This window comes from Streptomyces griseus (genome assembly GCF_900460065.1).
In the GTDB taxonomy this organism is placed as follows: domain Bacteria; phylum Actinomycetota; class Actinomycetes; order Streptomycetales; family Streptomycetaceae; genus Streptomyces; species Streptomyces griseus.
On the sequence record NZ_UAVD01000028.1, the window covers coordinates 231,283 to 247,911 of the forward strand.

Below are 16,629 nucleotides of genomic sequence, written 5' to 3' on the forward strand. Positions count from 1 at the left end.
TATGGCTATTCTCCATCTGTCCGGTTGCGAGGATGCCCAAGCCCGCGGGGGGCGGGCCGCTCCGGATCCTGACTGATCGAGGAGGCGGCCGCGCAGATGGAGACGACGAGTCGGATTGATACGGACGGTGTCCCGGGCACGGCCACGGCGGAGGAGGGGCCGGCGACGCGGCGTGCCGTCGACGGCTACCGGGAAGCGACCTTCCCCTGGTACGGGCTGGACGAGGCCTTCACCGGCCCGCGCTGGCTGATGCAGGTGGCCACCGCGGCGGACGGCACCGTGCAGCACGGTGCGACGGGGCACGGCGACGAGCCGTCGGTGAAGTCGGACGGCTCCGCCGACAAGGAGCGGTTCGCGGCGGTGATCACCGTCGCCGCGAGTCCGGTGAGACGCAGCGGTGACGGCACGGGCGTGCTGGACGCCACCACGGTGTCCTCGGCGGCCTGGCTCGCGGGCTCCGGCCTGCTGGCGTACACCTGGCCGCCGCAGATGGACCACACCCTGCGCGACGACTGGCTGGACCAGCAGACCGAGACGGCGTTCACCCTCGCCGACGACCTCGGCGGAGCGCCCTGGTCGACGCTCTCCCTCCCGGTGGACGGGGTGCCGGTGGAGTTCCACTACCGCGAGTCCGAGTTCGGCTGGGTGCTGGCCGGGTCCGCCCACGAGGGCGTGCACATCGGGGCGTACGGGCGGGGGATGAGCGCCTACGGCCTCGGCTTCGCGGCCATCAAGGACATCGGGACCTACGCGTAGCCGACGCCACGACCGGGCGGGCCGCACGAGCGGCTGAGCGACTCGGCAGGACGTACGCGCGACGCGACAGGGCAGGACGTACGCGCGGCGACGCGACAGGGCGGGCCGGATGACCACCGGCCCGCCCTGTGCCGCCCCCGGGGGCGCGTCAGAACTTGTTGCGCGGGGTGATCCCCAGCGACATGCCCGACAGGCCGCGCTGACGGCCGCCCAGCTTCCCCGCGATCGAGCGCAGCGCGCTGCCGGCCGGGGAGTCGGGGTCGGACAGGACGACCGGCTTGCCCTCGTCGCCGCCCTCGCGCAGCCGTACGTCGATCGGGATCGAGCCGAGCACCGGCACCTCGGCGCCGACCGTACGGGTCAGCCCCTCGGCGACCCGTGCGCCGCCGCCCGAGCCGAACACGTCGACCATCTCGTCGCAGTGCGGGCACGGCATGCCCGACATGTTCTCCACCACGCCGACGATCTTCTGGTGGGTCTGCACGGCGATCGAGCCGGCCCGCTCGGCCACCTCGGCCGCCGCCTGCTGCGGGGTCGTGACGACCAGGATCTCCGCGCCCGGCACCAGCTGCGCGACCGAGATCGCGATGTCGCCGGTGCCCGGCGGCAGGTCCAGCAGCAGGACGTCCAGGTCACCCCAGTACACATCGGCGAGGAACTGCTGGAGCGCCCGGTGCAGCATCGGGCCGCGCCAGACCACGGGGGCGTTGCCCGGGGTGAACATGCCGATGGAGATGACCTTCACGCCGTGCGCGGACGGCGGCATGATCATGTTCTCGACCTGGGTGGGCTTGCCGTCCGCACCGAGCATCCGGGGCACGCTGTGCCCGTAGATGTCCGCGTCCACCACGCCGACCTTCAGACCGTCGGCCGCCATCGCCGCGGCGAGGTTCACCGTCACCGAGGACTTGCCGACACCGCCCTTGCCCGAGGCGACCGCGTACACCCGGGTCAGGGAGCCGGGCTGGGCGAAGGGCACCTCCCGCTCGGCGGTGCCGCCGCGCAGCGAGCTCGCCAGGTCCTTGCGCTGCTCGTCGCTCATGACGTCGAGGGTCACCTCGACCCGCGAGACCCCCTCGACCCGGGCGACCGCCTCGGTCACGTTCCGGGTGATCGTGTCGCGCATCGGACAGCCGGAGACCGTGAGATACACCGTGACAGCCACTACACCGTCAGGATCGATCTCGACCGATTTCACCATGCCCAGCTCGGTGATCGGGCGGTGGATCTCCGGGTCGTTCACTGTCGACAGTGCCTCAAGCACCGCGTCTTCCGTAGCCATACAGACGATGTTACGGCGCACGGCGCTACGGGCGGGTAGCCCTTCAGCGGTCGCCTTCGTCACTCTCGGACGGGAAGCGCACCTGCCGCTCCTCCAGGTCCCTCACCATGTCCTGGAGTTCCGAGCGGATCCAGTCCCGGGTGGCGACCTCGCCCAGGCCCATGCGCAGGGCGGCGATCTCCCGCGTCAGGTACTCGGTGTCGGCGATGGAGCGCTCGTTCTGCTTGCGGTCCTGCTCGTGCGTGACCCGGTCGCGGTCGTCCTGCCGGTTCTGCGCGAGGAGGATCAGCGGAGCGGCGTAGGAGGCCTGGAGCGACAGCATCAGCGTCAGGAAGATGAACGGGTACTGGTCGAAGCGCAGGTCCTTCGGCGCGAAGATGTTCCACAGCACCCAGACGATGATGATCAGCGTCATCCAGACGATGAACCGCCCGGTGCCCAGGAACCGCGCGATCCGCTCCGAGAACCGGCCGAACGCCTCCGGGTCGTACTCCGGCAGCAGCCGCCGGCGCGGGTCCTTCGGCTGGTCCAGCCTCGTGCGCGGGGGCCGCACCAGGCCCGAGGCGCCGGTCGACGACGCCGCCTTCGCCCGCTCGTCACCCGCCATGGCCGATCCCCTCCTCCCCGTGCAGATCCGTCTCGCGCCAGTCGTCCGGCAGCAGGTGGTCCAGGACGTCGTCCACGGTCACCGCGCCGAGCAGCGAACCGGTCTCGTCCACGACGGGCACCGAGACCATGTTGTACGCGGCGAGATAGCTGGTGACCGTCGGCAGCGGGGTGTCCGGCGACAGAGGCACCAGGTCGCTGTCGACGATCGAGCTGACCAGGGTGAACGGCGGGTCGCGCAGCAGCCGCTGGAAGTGGACCGTGCCCAGGTACTTCCCGGTCGGGGTGTCGTCGGGGGAGCGGCACACGTACACCTGCGCGGCGAGCGCCGGGGACAGGTCCGCCTGCCGCACCCGGGCCAGCGCGTCGGCCACCGTCGCGTCGGGCAGCAGCACGATCGGCTCGGTCGTCATCAGACCGCCCGCCGTCCGCTCCTCGTACGACATCAGCCGGCGGACGTCGGCGGCGTCGTCCGGCCGCATCAGCGCCAGCAGCCGCTCCTTGTCCTCCTCCGGCAGTTCGGAGAGCAGGTCGGCCGCGTCGTCGGGGTCCATCGCCTCCAGGACGTCGGCGGCCCGCTCCTCCGCGAGCTTGCCGATGATCTCCACCTGGTCGTCCTCGGGCAACTCCTCCAGGACGTCGGCGAGCCGGTCGTCGTCCAGGGCGGCGGCGACCTCCGCCCGGCGCTTGGGCGAGAGGTGGTGCAGGGCGTTCGCCACGTCGGTGGGCCGCAGCCGCTCGAACGTGGCGACCAGACTCTCCGCACCCTGGCCGTGCTCGTCCAGCGAGAACCCGCTGACCGCCGACCACTCCACCGTCAGGGTCTCGCCCTTGCGGCGCAGCGCCCCGCCGCGCCCCTTGCGGACGAAGTACTTGTCGATCTCCCAGTCGCGGCGGGCCGGCAGCTGCTGGATGGCCACGTCCAGGACGGTGACCTCCTCGTCGTTCTCGACCAGCCGGACCCTTCGGTCCAGGAATTCGCCGAGGACGAGACGTTCGGTGGGCCGCTGTTCGAAGCGCCGCATGTTGACGACGCCGGTGGTGATGACCTGGCCGGACTCGACGCCCGTCACCCGGGTCATCGGGAGGAAGATCCGCCGCCGGCTGATCACCTCGACGACCAGTCCCAGGATGCGCGGAGGGCGCCCGCCGACCCGCAGCATCGCCACCAGATCACGCACCCGGCCGACCTGGTCCCCGTTCGGGTCGAACACGGGGACGCCGGACAGGTGCGATACGAAGACCCTGGGGGTGACCGCCGCCATCCTCGGCCTCCTTCGTCCGTCCGTGTCCACTGTGCCGTCACGTGTCCCGTGACCGTCCGCGCCCCGACCGCCCCGGACCGGCGCCGCCGGCCGGCGAATCCGCCGGTGCGCCGGGATCAGGCTAGCCCGTACCGCCGCGCCGTGCCCCGGCGGACCGGTCCGTACGGCTGGCTGCCGGGGAGCAGGCGCCTCCCGGGTACGCTGCCGTCTGCCACCCCCGATCGCCGTTGAGAGGCAGTGCGCCCGTGACCTCTTTCGCCCCGGCCGTGCGGAACCATCGCCGGACCGCCCTCGCTCTCGTGCTGTGCGGAGGGCTCACCGCGGCCCTGGCCGCCTGCGGCACGGAGGAGGACCCGGACAAGGGGACCAACGGCGTCGCCAAACTCTCCGCCACCGAGATCGACGCGAAGGCCAGAGCGGCGGCCGAGGCGGCGAGCGCCGTACGCCTGTCGGGCACGCTCGTCAGCAAGGGCGGCACCTACCGGCTGGAGATGAAGCTCAACGCGGAGGGCGGCATGGGCTCCGTGACCTCCAAGAAGCAGAGCTTCGCCCTGCTGCGGGTGGACGACGAGCTCTATCTCAAGGCGCCGGCCGAGTTCTGGACCCACGAGGGCAGCGGTGCCGGGGAGGGCGGCGCCACCGATGTGGCGGCTGCCGACAAGCTGGGCGGCAAGTACGTCAAGGTCCCCGAGGACGACCCCAGCTACGGCCAGCTGCGCGGCTTCACCGACAAGAAGGTCCTGCTCGACGGGCTCCTCGCGCTGAACGGCGAGGTCAGCAAGGGCGGCCGGGACACGGTCGCCGGGCAGCGCACGATCCAGATCCTGGGCGGCAAGGGCGCGGGCGGGGCGTTCGACGTCTCGCTGGAGGACCAGCCGTATCCGATCCGGGTGGCCCGGGGCGGCGGCGGGGGCACGGTCACCCTGGCCGACTGGGGGCAGGCCTTCCCGCTGGAGGCGCCCGAGGAGGACGACACCGTCGACTACGGCGGCCAGCTCCCCAAGTCCTCCGGCTGAGCCGACGCCCCCTCGCGGGGCCGCTCAGCCCTTCCGGCGACGCTTCAGCAGCAGCCGGGGGAGCGCCGCCGGGGCCGGCCGCCGGGTGGTGGCCCCGGTCGGCAGGGGGACGGCCGCCAGCGAGGTGTCCGGCAGCGCGGTGCTCACGGTGTCCGGCGCCAGCCGCACCACGGTGCACTCGCGCGCCCACCGCTCCGGCATCGACTCGGCGTCCGGCGCGTTGAGCCGCTTGCCCTTCAGCTCGGCGACCGCGGCCTCCCACTCCTCGGAGCGCGGCGGGAGGAAACGGCACGCCGCGCTCCAGGCGACGATCCGGCCGCCCTTGTCCTTGCTCCGTACGGTCACCTCGGCGCGCCCGCCGTCGGTCAGCCCCTGGGGCAGCGGCTGCTCGCCGGGCCCGCCGCCGACCAGCAGCGCCGCGCCGTCGTGCCAGACGTGCCACACGGCGCGGGCCGGCCCGTCGCCCCGCACCCAGACGAGACCGGACTTCTTCGTGGCCTCCTCGACGAGGGCCCGCTCCAGCAGATCGGCGGCGGCATCGGGTGCGGCGGCGTCAGTCATGGGCGCGAGCTTAGACCCACCGCGCTCAGAGCCAGCCGTTGCGCTTGAGGATGCGGTGGATGGAGAAACAGACCACCCCGATGACGCCGAGCACCAGCGGATAGCCGTACTTCCACTGGAGCTCGGGCATGTGGTCGAAGTTCATGCCGTAGACACCGCAGATCATCGTCGGCACGGCGATGATCGCCGCCCAGGAGGTGATCTTGCGCATGTCCTCGTTCTGCGTGACGGTCGCCTGCGCCAGATTGGCCTGGAGGATCGAGTTCAGCAGCTCGTCGAAGCCGAGGACCTCCTCCTGGACCCGGGCGAGGTGGTCGGCGACATCGCGGAAGTACTTCTGGATGTCGGGGTCGATCAGCCGCATCGGACGCTCGCTCAGCAGCTGCATCGGCCGCAGCAGCGGCGAGACGGCGCGCTTGAACTCCAGCACCTCGCGCTTGAGCTGGTAGATCCGGCCCGCGTCCGAACCGCGCGGGCTGCCCTTGGCCGGGGTGGAGAAGACGTCGATCTCCACCTCGTCGATGTCGTCCTGCACCGACTCGGCCACCGCGATGTACCCGTCGACCACATGGTCGGCGATGGCGTGCAGGACGGCGGACGGCCCCTTGGCGAGCAGCTCCGGATCGTCCTGGAGCCGGTGGCGCAGGGCGCGCAGGGAGCCCTGCCCGCCGTGCCGGACGGTGATGACGAAGTCCCGGCCGGTGAAGCACATCACCTCGCCGGTCTCCACGACCTCGCTGGTCGCGGTCAGTTCGGCGTGCTCCACGTAGTGGATGGTCTTGAAGACGGTGAACAGCGTGTCGTCGTACCGCTCCAGCTTGGGCCGCTGGTGGGCGTGGACGGCGTCCTCGACGGCCAGCGGGTGCAGCCCGAACTCCCGGGCGATACCCGCGAATTCGGCCTCCGTCGGCTCGTGCAGACCGATCCACGCGAAGCCGCCCTCCTCCCGCACCTGGAGCATCGCCTCGTGCGGCGTCGGGGTCGAGGGCGTCGCCAGCCTGCGGCCGTCGCGGTAGACGGCGCAGTCGACGACGGCGCTGGAGGCGGACGGGTCGCGGGTGGTGTCGTACGCGCTGTAGGGCGCGTTGTTCTTGCGGAGGGACGGGCGCAGGGACGGGCGCACGGCGGCGCGCAGGTCACGGATCATCGACATGGCTGGCTCCTTCACGGAGGGCCGTCGGCGAGGGCGTGGAACAGCCCGGAACGAGGACGTGCGCGCACGTCCGCAAAGCGGGCGGCACCGCGCGGGCGCGATGACGGCGTTCGCTACAGACAGGCAAAAACGAAGGGCTCTTCCGTCGCGCGAACTGCTGTCGAGGAGTCGTCCGGAGGTGACGGCGATGTCGGCACCGGGCGACCGACGAGGCGTCGGATCAACGGGAAATGCGAGGCGCGGAGGAGCGGTTGGTACTGCACGGTCGACTTGGATCCATAGCAGTCCCCACCTCCTCCGGCCGGTCCCCCGTGGGGGACGACGTGTCGTCGGGACGAAGAAGAGCGACGCTTCTGCGTGCTGTCCCGACCGGCGGCCAGGCTATCAGCCGCCACAGACCCAATCCCGTACTTTGCCCATTCCCTACGCGATCTATGCTCGCGGCATGGCAGAAATTCTCGCTCTGGTCGAGGCCCGGCTCGTTTCCGCCCTCGGGGAACCGGACGCCCGCGCCGATGTGACGTTCCTGGGCACCGACCGCATCGAGGTGCTGCGCTTCCTCGACGGCGACGTGGTGCGCTACGCGACGCTCGGCATGTCCGGTCAGCCGATGGCCGACCCCACCTCCCCGCTCGCCGACCCGGTGAAGGGCCCCCGCGCCGAGCTGATCCTCTCCGTACGGGGCGGGCTCGCCGACACCGACCAGGTGCTGCGCCCGCTCGCCGTGCTGGCCGCGTCCCCGCAGGTCGAGGGGTTGATCGTGGCCGCCGGCGCCTCGCTGGACCTGGGGGAGCCGCTGTGGACCGGGGCGCCGTTCACCTCGGTGCTGGTCGCGGAGTCCGGCGGTCTGGTGGAGGACCTGGAGCTGGACGAGCCGATGGACCCGGTGCGCTTCCTGCCGCTGCTGCCGATGACGCGCAACGAGGCCGCCTGGAAGCGGGTGCGCGGCGCGCAGGAGCTCCAGGAGCGGTGGCTGACGCACGGTACGGACCTGCGCGACCCGCTGCGCACGTCCGTACCGCTGGACTGACCGTCCCGGGCGGTCAGTCGGCGAAGACCGCCACGCCGTCCTCCCGCGCGTGCACCGGCGCCAGCTCCTCGGCCTCGTGGGTCAGCGCCGTACGCCGCACCCCCACGACCGCCGCTCCGGCGAGGGCGGCGAGCGCGGCCACCACGAAGGGGACGTGGACGTCGGTCCACTCCTCGATCTTCGGGGCGAGGAAGGGGGCGGCGGCGGCCGCGAACCAGCGGACGAAGTTGTATCCGGCGCTCGCCACCGGGCGCGGCGCGTCCGAGACGCCGAGGGCCAGCTCGGTGAAGACGGTGTTGTTCATGCCGATGAACGCGCCGGAGACGACCGTGGCGACGATCGCCGCGGTGTGGCTGCCGTACCCGAGGACCAGCAGGTCGGCGGCGAGCAGGACCAGCGAGCCCCCGAGCACCTTGAGCGAGCCGAAGCGGCGCTGGAGGCGCGGGGCGACCAGCACGGAGAAGACGGCCAGCAGCAGGCCCCAGGCGAAGAAGACCGCGCCGGACTTGTACGGGGTCATGTCCAGCACGAACGGCGTGAAGGCCAGGATCGTGAAGAACGCGTAGTTGTAGAAGAACGCGGAGGCCGCGACCGAGGCCAGGCCGCCGTGGCCCAGCGCCTTCACGGGGTCGAGCAGTGAGGTCTTGACGGCGGGCTTCGGCTGCTCCTTGAGGAACGCGGCGATGCAGAGGAAGCCGATCGCCATCAGCGCCGCGGTGCCGAAGAACGGGTAGCGCCAGCTGGCGTCCCCGAGCAGCGCGCCGACCAGCGGTCCGCACGCCATGCCGAGGCCGAGCGCCGACTCGTAGAGCAGGATCGCCGCCGCGCTGCCGCCCGCCGCCGCTCCGACGATCACCGCGAGGGCGGTCGAGACGAAGAGGGCGTTGCCCAGGCCCCAGCCGGCCCGGAAGCCGACCAGTTCGGCGACGGAGGACGAGGTGCCGGAGAGCGCGGCGAAGACGATCACGAGCGCGAGACCGGCCAGCAGGGTCCTGCGGCCGCCGATGCGGCTGGAGACGAAGCCGGTGACCAGCATCGCGAAAGCGGTGATCAGGAAGTACGAGGTGAACAGCAGCGACACCTGACTCGCCGAGGCGTCCAGCCCCCGGGCGATGGACGGCAGGATCGGGTCCACCAGACCGATCCCCATGAAGGCGACCACCGAGGCGCCGGCCGTGGCCCAGACGGCCTTCGGCTGGCGCAGGATGCCGCCTCCCGTGGCCCCTTCGTCGAACGGATCCTCTCCCCGCATGGGTTCTCTCCTTCTCCCTCGGCCCCTCCGGAGTTCTCCGGCTCCGGATCGATGCGTTATGCACAGAATAAGTTAGGCGGGCTAATAAATGCAACCTACACCTATTCTTGCCGGTCAGGGCCACGCTGCGGACGGGTGATCGTCCTTGACGCGAGGACCGGCGGGGAGGACGGTTGGTCCCTATGAGGGGCGAACCCAGTTGCCCGAAGTGCGGTGGCCGGGTCAGGGCGCCCGGTCTCTTCGCCGACGCCTGGCAGTGCTCCGTGCACGGCCAGGTCCATCCGATGCAGCCGGTCATCCCGCCGAGCGTCGAAGGCCTCGGCGTCGTGGTGCACCGCACCCAGGTTCCCGTCTGGATGCCCTGGCCGCTCCCCGTGGGCTGGCTGTTCACCGGGGTCGCCAGCGCGGGCGACGACCGCAGCGGCGGCCGGGCGAGCGCCGTGGCCTGCGCCGGACCCGGCCCGCTCGGCGGGATGGGCGAACTCCTCCTGGTGGCCGAGGAGATCGGGGTCGGGCTCGGCGCCCGGTACGCGGGGATCGACGGCCCGGACCCCGGGCTCCACCTGGACATCGACTCCGCCCCCGACGCCAAGGTCCACGCCGCCGGCCGGCCCACCCCCCTCTGGCACGTCAGGAACGCCCCGGAGGACCGCGCCGTCTTCGCGGGCGAGGCGCGGGGGCTCTGGCTCTGGGCGATCCTGTGGCCCGAGCAGTCGGGGCTCCTCATGTACGACGAACTGGTGCTCACCGACCTCCGGGACGCCGGGGGAGAAGTGGACCTCGTCCCCTGCGGCGCGCTCACCCCCCGCCTCCTCACCGCCCCCGAGGCGCCGCCCCGGCAGGGGACGGGCGAGCGGTAGGTCCTGTCGTCGAACCGCCGCCCGCCCTTCGGGCGACGACGGCAGTTCGACGACAGGACCTCGATCACGCGGGGCGGAAGGCTTCCGCGGCCCGGGGCCCGGTGGGCGACGGTTATCCTTGAGCGGTCCCCCGTCCGCCCGCGAGCCCCGGAGTCAGCCGTCGTGCGCATCGACCTGCACACCCACTCCACCGCGTCGGACGGCACGGACACCCCCGCCGAGCTGGTCGCGAACGCCGCCGCCGCGGGCCTGGACGTCGTCGCGCTCACCGACCACGACACCGTGGGCGGCCACCGGCAGGCCATCGACGCGCTGCCCGACGGGCTCACCCTCGTCACCGGCGCCGAACTCTCCTGCCGGGTCGACGGCGTCGGCACGCACCTGCTGGCCTACCTCTTCGACCCCGCCGACGCGGAGCTGGAGCGCGCCCGGGAACTCGTCCGCGACGACCGGGTGCCGCGCGCCCGGGAGATGGTCCGCAAGCTGCGCGCCCTCGACGTCCCCGTCACCTGGGAGCAGGTCGCCCGGATCGCCGGGGACGGCTCGGTCGGCCGCCCGCACGTCGCCGCCGCCCTCGTCGAACTCGGCGTCGTCCCCACCGTCTCCGACGCCTTCACGCCCGACTGGCTGGGCAACGGCGGCCGGGCATACGCCGAGAAGCACGAGTTCGACCCCTTCGAGGCCGTCCGCCTGGTCAAGGCGGCGGGCGGGGTCGCCGTCCTCGCCCACCCGGGCGCGGTGAAACGCGGCGCGGTGGTCCCCGAGTCCACGATCGCCGCCCTCGCCGAAGCCGGCCTCGACGGCGTCGAGGTCGACCACATGGACCACGACGAGCCCACCCGGGCCCGGCTGCGCGGCCTCGCCCGCGAACTGGGGCTGCTCACGACCGGCTCCAGCGACTACCACGGCACCCGGAAGACCGTCGAGCTCGGCGCGTTCACCACCGACCCCGAGATCTACGGCGAGATCACCCGGCGCGCCACGGGAGCCTTCCCGGTGCCGGGCGCCGGCGGACCCGGCCACCGCTAGAGGGCGCCCGGCGCAACACGGCCGGACAGCTCCCGGGCCCCGCCCACTTCACCGCACCACTCTTTTCCGCACTCCGCGCGCCCCCGTGCGTACCGCCGCGTGTCCGACACGGCGACGGCGCCACGCCGGACCCCGCGCCGCCTCCGTACCACCCGATCTTCTCTCGCAAGGCTCACTGTGTTCGACGTCGCTGTCTTCGGATCCCTTTTTCTCACCCTATTTGTGATCATGGACCCGCCCGGGATCACCCCGATCTTCCTCGCGCTCACCGCGGGCCGCCCCGCCAAGGTGCAGCGCAAGATGGCGCTCCAGGCGGTCATGGTCGCCTTCGGCGTGATCGCCGTCTTCGGTCTGCTCGGTCAGCAGATCCTGGACTATCTGCACGTCTCCGTGCCCGCCCTGATGATCGCGGGCGGACTGCTGCTCCTGCTCATCGCGCTCGACCTGCTGACCGGCAAGACGGACGAGCCCACGCAGACCAAGGACGTCAACGTGGCGCTCGTACCGCTGGGGATGCCCCTGCTGGCCGGGCCCGGCGCGATCGTCTCCGTCATCCTCGCGGTGCAGCACGCCGACGGCGTGGGCGGCCAACTCTCGGTGTGGTCCGCGATCCTCGCCATGCACGTGGTGCTCTGGCTGGCCATGCGCTACTCGCTGGTCATCATCCGGGTGATCAAGGACGGTGGCGTGGTGCTGGTCACCCGGCTCGCCGGCATGATGCTCTCCGCCATCGCCGTCCAGCAGATCATCAACGGCGTCACCCAGGTCATCCAGACCTCGTGACCCCCGCGCACCACAGCGCCCCCGCACGGACGTTCCGAGCGGGGGCGCTTCGTCTTCAGCGGCGCGATGCGGTGAGGCGCGAGGCCTCGTCAGGCGTCATGAGCCCATGAGCGTTACGAAGCCGTGCTGTCGGCCGGACGGATGTAGATGCGCTGGCCCGTCGCCGCGGCCTGCTGCACGATCCGGTTGACGGAGGCGGCGTCCACGACGGTGCTGTCCACGGCGGTACCGTCGACGTCGTCGAGTCGCATGATCTCGAAGCGCATAGGGCTTCCCTTCGTCTGATCCTCCTGCTGGAGAACTGCTGGCGCCGGTAGGGGCGTCCCACCGGCAAGACCAGGAACGCGAGGCTTCCCTCGCGTTCCTCATGGGTGACAACGGATTGCCTCCTACAAACATTCCCTACGCTAAGGAAATTTTTTGGATGTCTAAGTACCCGTCGGTAGTCACGCCACCACAGACCATGGGGTTCGCATGAACGAGGCGGACCCGCGGTCCCTCGGCGGAGCCGGTATCGCCGCCCGCCTGGACCGCACCAACGAGCTGCTCGAGCGCATGCTCACCGAGGTCTCGAAGACCCCGTCGACGCACGCGATCTTCGTGGACGCCGGCTATGTGTACGCCGCGGCCGGGCTGCTCGTCACCGGCACCGAGGACCGGCGCTCCTTCGACCTCGACGCCGAAGGGCTGATCGAGGCCTTCATCGACAAGGCCCGCACGATCTTCGCGGACAGCAGGCTGCTGCGCGTCTACTGGTACGACGGGGCCCGCCGCCGCATCCACACCACCGAGCAGCAGGCCATCGCCGAACTCCCCGACGTCAAGGTGCGGCTCGGCAACCTCAACGCCAACAACCAGCAGAAGGGCGTCGACTCGCTCATCCGCACCGACCTGGAATCCCTCGCCCGGCACCGCGCCATCAGCGACGCGGCGCTCGTCGGCGGGGACGAGGACCTGGTCTCGGCCGTCGAGGCGGCCCAGGGGTACGGGGCGCGCGTGCACCTCTGGGGCATCGAGGCCGCCGAAGGGCGCAACCAGGCCGAACCGCTGCTGTGGGAGGTCGACAGCCAGCGCACCTTCGAGCTCGACTTCTGCCGCCCCTACGTCACGCGGCGGCCCGTCACCACGTACGAGGACGACAGCCCGGCCCCCTCCCGGGAGGACGTCCGCTTCGTCGGAGCGCAGATCGCCGCCGCCTGGCTCGCCGCCCGCGGCCGGGAGTCCCTGGCCGACCTGCTGCCCGGCCACCCCTACCTGCCGGGCTCCGTCGACCAGGACCTGCTGGTGGAGGCCGAACGCCTGCTCCAGCACTCGCTGCGCGGCCACGCGCACCTGCGGCGGGCGCTCCGCGACGGCTTCTGGCAGCACCTCCAGGCGCAGTACTGACGGAAGCGGGGCCGGTGGCGGCGCCTTCGACGGCCGACGGGACGCGTCGGGGGCGCCACCGGCGCGTCAGACGGCCGGCAGACCGTCCCAGAACGCGGCCAGCGCCTCCGCTGTCTCCAGCGGGCGCGCGGTGTTGGGGGAGTGCTCGGCGCCGGCGATCGTGGTGCGGCGGGCGCCGAGGCGCCGCGCCATGGAGTCGAACAGCTCCACCGGCCACACCTCGTCGCGCTCCCCGGACAGGACGTGGACGGGCAGGCCGACGGCGGCCAGCTCGTCCACCCGGTCCGGTTCGGCGGCCAGCTGGGCCCCGGTCGCGATCAACTGCGCCGGGTGGTGGGCGAGCCAGCGGTGGCGCATGTCCGCGCCGTCGCCGGTGTCCGCGTCCTGCGGCGGATCCAGCGCCCGCATCGCCTCCCACACCTCGCCCATGGTCAGCACCGACAACGCGTCGCTCAGCATCTTCACCTTGTCCCGCTGGGCCGCGACGACCTCCGCGGGGCCCGAGGACATCAACGTCAGCGAGCGGAACGCAGTGGCGTCCAGCAGGACGGCGGCGCGGGCGATCTGCCCGCCGAGCGAGTGCCCGAGCAGGTGCAGCTCGCCGTCCCCGCAGCCCAGGGCCGCCGCCTGGGCCAGCACGTCACGTGCCAACTCGCCCTGGGCGTAGGTCTCCTGGCGATCCGTTCCCCGCGACTCGTACTGCCCCCGGCCGTCCGCGGCGACCACCCGGTAGCCCGCCGCGCACAGCGGCTCCAGCAGTGCGATGAAGTCCTCCTTGCTGCCGGTGTATCCGGGCAGCATCAGGACGGTGGCGCGTACCGGGGCGGGCGGCGCGGCGTCCAGCACGGCGAAGTCGCCGCGCTCGGTCCCGAGGACACGGGCGCGGGCACAGGGCGGCGGGGTGAAGGTGGGCGGGCGGCTCATACGGCGAGGCTATCCCCGCCGCCCCCGTCCCCGCCCCACCGGGCAGCGCAACCGGTGAGCCCGGAGACCCCGCGGCGGCACCGGCCCCACGCTGCGTGGCGGCCGGGTCCCGGAACGGGGCGGCAAGGTCGTACGGCCCCGCACCTGCGGACCGGGTCCACGGGTGCGGGGCCGTACGTGTGGTGCGGTGTCGCCGGGAGCGTCAGCTCTCGGTCGTCGTCGCCGACGCCTTGCCCGCCGGGCGGGTGGCACGACGGCGGCGCGGCTTCGTCTCGGCGGCTGCCTCGCTCACCACGGCCTCGGCCTCGAAGACCACGGCGGCCTCCTGGGTCGCGGTCGAGGTGACGCTGCGGGTGGCACGGCGGCGGCGCGGCTTGGCCGCCGCCTCGGCGGCCGGGGCCTCGACCGGGGACGGCTCGACGGCGACCGCCTTCGCGGTGGCCTTCGCCGTGGTCGCGGCGGTCTCGGCGGTCTCCGCCTTGGCCCGCGACTTCGTCGTCCTGGTCGCCCGGGCCTTCGGCTCGGCCGTCGTGGCCGCTGCCTTCGGCTCGGACGTGGCCTTCGTCGTGGCGCGGGCCGGACGGCGACGCGTCTTCACCTCGGGCTCCGGCTCGGCGGCCGGGGCGATCTGGAAGTCGACCTCGTCGGCCGGCTTCACGATCCGGGTGCGGCGGCGCGGCTTGACGGCCTTCGGCTCGGCGACCGGCTCCGCGAGGCCCGCGGCGAGGGCCACGGTCTGGAACTCGACCGGGGCCGGTGCGGCCGGAGCCGCGGCGACGGGCGACGCCGTCTCCTCGGTCACCGGCTTCACGGCGGCGCGGCTGCGACGGCGGCGCGGCTTGGTCTCCGGCACGGTCTCCGCGACCGGCTCGGCCACCGGCGCGGCCTCGATCACGGGCGCCGCCTCGGCGACCGGAGCGGGGACGGCCGGAGCCTCGGCGACCGCCACGGCCGCCTCGGTGACGGCCTCGGGGGCGCTCACGCGGGTACGACGGCGACGGCGCGGCGTACGCGGCGCGTCGTCGGACGCCGCCTCACCGGCCGGTGCGACCGGGGCCGCCTCCTTGGCGGGTGCGGGCACCGTCGCCGAGCCCTCCGCCGCGGCGGCTCCGCCGCGGGTGCGGCGGCGCTGGCGCGGCGTACGGGTGCGCGGCTCGCGCTCCTCACGGGCCGGGGCCGCGGCGGCGGCCTTGCGGCCGCGGCCGCCGGTCTCGCCGAGGTCCTCGACCTCTTCGGCGCGCAGACCCGCACGGGTCCGCTCGGCACGCGGCAGCACACCCTTGGTGCCCGCCGGGATGCCCAGCTCCTCGAACAGGTGCGGAGAGGTGGAGTACGTCTCCGGCGGGTCCGGGAACTTCAGATCCAGGGCCTTGTTGATCAGCTGCCAGCGCGGGATGTCGTCCCAGTCGACCAGCGTGATCGCGGTGCCCTTGGCGCCCGCGCGGCCGGTGCGGCCGATGCGGTGGAGGTAGGTCTTCTCGTCCTCCGGCGACTGGTAGTTGACGACGTGGGTCACACCCTCGACGTCGATACCGCGTGCGGCGACGTCGGTGCAGACCAGCACGTCGACCTTGCCGTTGCGGAAGGCGCGCAGCGCCTGCTCGCGGGCGCCCTGGCCGAGGTCGCCGTGGACCGCGCCGGAGGCGAAGCCGCGCTTCTCCAGCTGCTCGGCGATGTCGGCGGCCGTGCGCTTCGTCCGGCAGAAGATCATCGCGAGCCCGCGGCCCTCGGCCTGGAGGATGCGGGCGAGCATCTCCGGCTTGTCCATGTTGTGGGCGCGGTAGACGTGCTGGACCGTGTTCTTCACGGTCGTGCCCTCGTCGTCGGGCGACGTGGCGTTGATGTGCGTGGGCTGCGACATGTAGCGGCGGGCGAGGCTGATGACGGCACCGGGCATGGTGGCCGAGAACAGCATCGTCTGGCGCTTGGCCGGCAGCATGGTGATGATGCGCTCGACGTCGGGCAGGAAGCCCAGGTCCAGCATCTCGTCGGCCTCGTCGAGGACGAGCCCGCGGATGTGGGAGAGGTCGAGCTTGCGCTGGCCCGCCAGGTCCAGGAGGCGGCCCGGGGTGCCGACGATCACGTCGACGCCCTTCTTGAGGGCCTCGACCTGGGGCTCGTACGCCCGGCCGCCGTAGATCGCGAGAACGCGGACGTTGCGGACCTTGCCGGCCGTGAGCAGGTCGTTGGTGACCTGGGTGCACAGCTCGCGGGTGGGGACGACGACGAGCGCCTGCGGCGCGTCGGTCAGCTGCTCGGGCTTGGCGCGGCCGGCCTCGACGTCGGCGGGGACGGTCACGCGCTCCAGGAGCGGGAGACCGAAGCCGAGCGTCTTGCCGGTGCCGGTCTTGGCCTGGCCGATGACGTCGGAGCCGGAGAGGGCTACGGGGAGCGTCAGCTCCTGGATGGGGAAGGGGGACGTGATGCCGACAGCCTCAAGGGCTTCGGCCGTCTCGGAAAGAATGCCGAGGTCGCGGAACGTAGTCAGGGTGCTGCCTCTTCTGTGAGACGCGGTCCGAGGCGAACGCTGGGGGTCGTACCGTGCCGGGGTTGGTCATCCGGCCGTGGATGGGCCGGGTGGCGCGGGACCACTGCCGTCGCTCGAGCGCTCGTGCCGCTGAGGGGGCCCCTCATCTGCAGTCGTACGTGTCGTACGCACCGCGTGGAGGGCTGTCGGGTCGGAGCCGATCGGGCCACCGACCGGGCATCCTCATTCAAGGGCGCGC

Annotated in this window: 16 protein-coding genes; 7 read left to right on the plus strand and 9 right to left on the minus strand. The window is 72.5% G+C overall.

Translation table 11 applies throughout. The features are described from left to right. The first annotated feature begins 96 nt into the window (after positions 1–96). On the plus strand, positions 97–756 hold the full coding sequence (locus DTB53_RS18810; protein ID WP_003966484.1) for a hypothetical protein: 660 nt from the start codon (positions 97–99) through the stop codon (positions 754–756). Between the two features lie 148 nt (positions 757–904). On the opposite strand, the gene DTB53_RS18815 is transcribed toward DTB53_RS18810, so the two are convergent. Genes DTB53_RS18815 through DTB53_RS18825 form a run of 3 tightly spaced genes read right to left on the minus strand, consistent with a single transcriptional unit; the run spans position 905 to position 3,909 of the window. Continuing rightward, on the minus strand, positions 905–2,038 hold the full coding sequence (locus DTB53_RS18815; RefSeq protein WP_003966483.1) for an Mrp/NBP35 family ATP-binding protein: 1,134 nt from the start codon (positions 2,036–2,038) through the stop codon (positions 905–907). 43 nt (positions 2,039–2,081) lie between these two features. After that, the gene (locus tag DTB53_RS18820; protein ID WP_003966482.1) at positions 2,082–2,645 is read right to left on the minus strand and encodes a DUF1003 domain-containing protein; all 564 of its coding nucleotides are present in this window, start codon (positions 2,643–2,645) and stop codon (positions 2,082–2,084) included. Further along, a complete protein-coding gene (locus DTB53_RS18825; RefSeq protein WP_003966481.1) occupies positions 2,635–3,909 on the minus strand; it encodes a magnesium transporter MgtE N-terminal domain-containing protein in 1,275 nt (424 codons plus the stop codon). The genes DTB53_RS18820 and DTB53_RS18825 overlap by 11 nt, the downstream gene beginning before the upstream one ends. A 245-nt stretch (positions 3,910–4,154) precedes the next feature. Here DTB53_RS18825 and DTB53_RS18830 point away from each other — a divergent pair, with 245 nt between their 5' ends. Then, complete coding sequence (locus DTB53_RS18830; RefSeq protein ID WP_003966480.1) at positions 4,155–4,925, plus strand: hypothetical protein; 771 nt, start codon at positions 4,155–4,157, stop codon at positions 4,923–4,925. Between the two features lie 24 nt (positions 4,926–4,949). Here the strand turns inward: DTB53_RS18830 and DTB53_RS18835 are convergent, their stop codons facing one another. Both DTB53_RS18835 and DTB53_RS18840 read right to left on the minus strand, forming a co-directional pair. Further along, positions 4,950–5,486, minus strand: coding sequence for a hypothetical protein (locus DTB53_RS18835; RefSeq protein ID WP_003966479.1), 537 nt, complete (start codon positions 5,484–5,486; stop codon positions 4,950–4,952). Between the two features lie 25 nt (positions 5,487–5,511). Then, entirely contained in the window at positions 5,512–6,639 is a 1,128-nt protein-coding gene (locus DTB53_RS18840; protein WP_003966478.1) for a magnesium and cobalt transport protein CorA, read from the minus strand. 445 nt (positions 6,640–7,084) lie between these two features. Between DTB53_RS18840 and DTB53_RS18845 the strand changes: the two genes are divergently transcribed. Then, on the plus strand, positions 7,085–7,669 hold the full coding sequence (locus DTB53_RS18845) for a suppressor of fused domain protein (protein ID WP_003966477.1): 585 nt from the start codon (positions 7,085–7,087) through the stop codon (positions 7,667–7,669). A 13-nt stretch (positions 7,670–7,682) separates the two neighbouring features. On the opposite strand, the gene DTB53_RS18850 is transcribed toward DTB53_RS18845, so the two are convergent. After that, positions 7,683–8,921: an MFS transporter gene (locus DTB53_RS18850; protein WP_012379149.1), complete on the minus strand. Its 1,239-nt coding sequence runs from the start codon at positions 8,919–8,921 to the stop codon at positions 7,683–7,685. A 182-nt stretch (positions 8,922–9,103) separates the two neighbouring features. Here DTB53_RS18850 and DTB53_RS18855 point away from each other — a divergent pair, with 182 nt between their 5' ends. From DTB53_RS18855 to DTB53_RS18865, 3 genes are all read left to right on the plus strand, one after another. Next, positions 9,104–9,781, plus strand: a complete 678-nt coding sequence (locus tag DTB53_RS18855; protein WP_012379148.1) for a DUF6758 family protein — start codon at positions 9,104–9,106, stop codon at positions 9,779–9,781. A gap of 162 nt (positions 9,782–9,943) precedes the next feature. After that, positions 9,944–10,810: a PHP domain-containing protein gene (locus DTB53_RS18860; protein WP_003966474.1), complete on the plus strand. Its 867-nt coding sequence runs from the start codon at positions 9,944–9,946 to the stop codon at positions 10,808–10,810. A gap of 177 nt (positions 10,811–10,987) precedes the next feature. After that, entirely contained in the window at positions 10,988–11,593 is a 606-nt protein-coding gene (locus DTB53_RS18865) for a MarC family protein (RefSeq protein ID WP_012379147.1), read from the plus strand. Positions 11,594–11,706: 113 nt separating this feature from the next. Here the strand turns inward: DTB53_RS18865 and DTB53_RS36875 are convergent, their stop codons facing one another. Then, positions 11,707–11,859 carry a DUF8834 family protein gene (locus DTB53_RS36875; protein ID WP_003966472.1) on the minus strand — a complete coding sequence of 51 codons (153 nt, stop codon included), beginning with the start codon at positions 11,857–11,859 and terminating at the stop codon, positions 11,707–11,709. A gap of 208 nt (positions 11,860–12,067) precedes the next feature. On the opposite strand from DTB53_RS36875, the gene DTB53_RS18870 reads away from it, so the two are divergent. Further along, complete coding sequence (locus DTB53_RS18870; protein ID WP_012379146.1) at positions 12,068–12,979, plus strand: NYN domain-containing protein; 912 nt, start codon at positions 12,068–12,070, stop codon at positions 12,977–12,979. A gap of 66 nt (positions 12,980–13,045) precedes the next feature. Here DTB53_RS18870 and DTB53_RS18875 read toward each other — a convergent pair whose 3' ends face one another. Both DTB53_RS18875 and DTB53_RS18880 read right to left on the minus strand, forming a co-directional pair. Further along, on the minus strand, positions 13,046–13,903 hold the full coding sequence (locus tag DTB53_RS18875) for an alpha/beta fold hydrolase (RefSeq protein WP_012379145.1): 858 nt from the start codon (positions 13,901–13,903) through the stop codon (positions 13,046–13,048). Between the two features lie 202 nt (positions 13,904–14,105). Beyond that, complete coding sequence (locus tag DTB53_RS18880; protein WP_012379144.1) at positions 14,106–16,301, minus strand: DEAD/DEAH box helicase; 2,196 nt, start codon at positions 16,299–16,301, stop codon at positions 14,106–14,108. Positions 16,302–16,629: the final 328 nt, after the last annotated feature.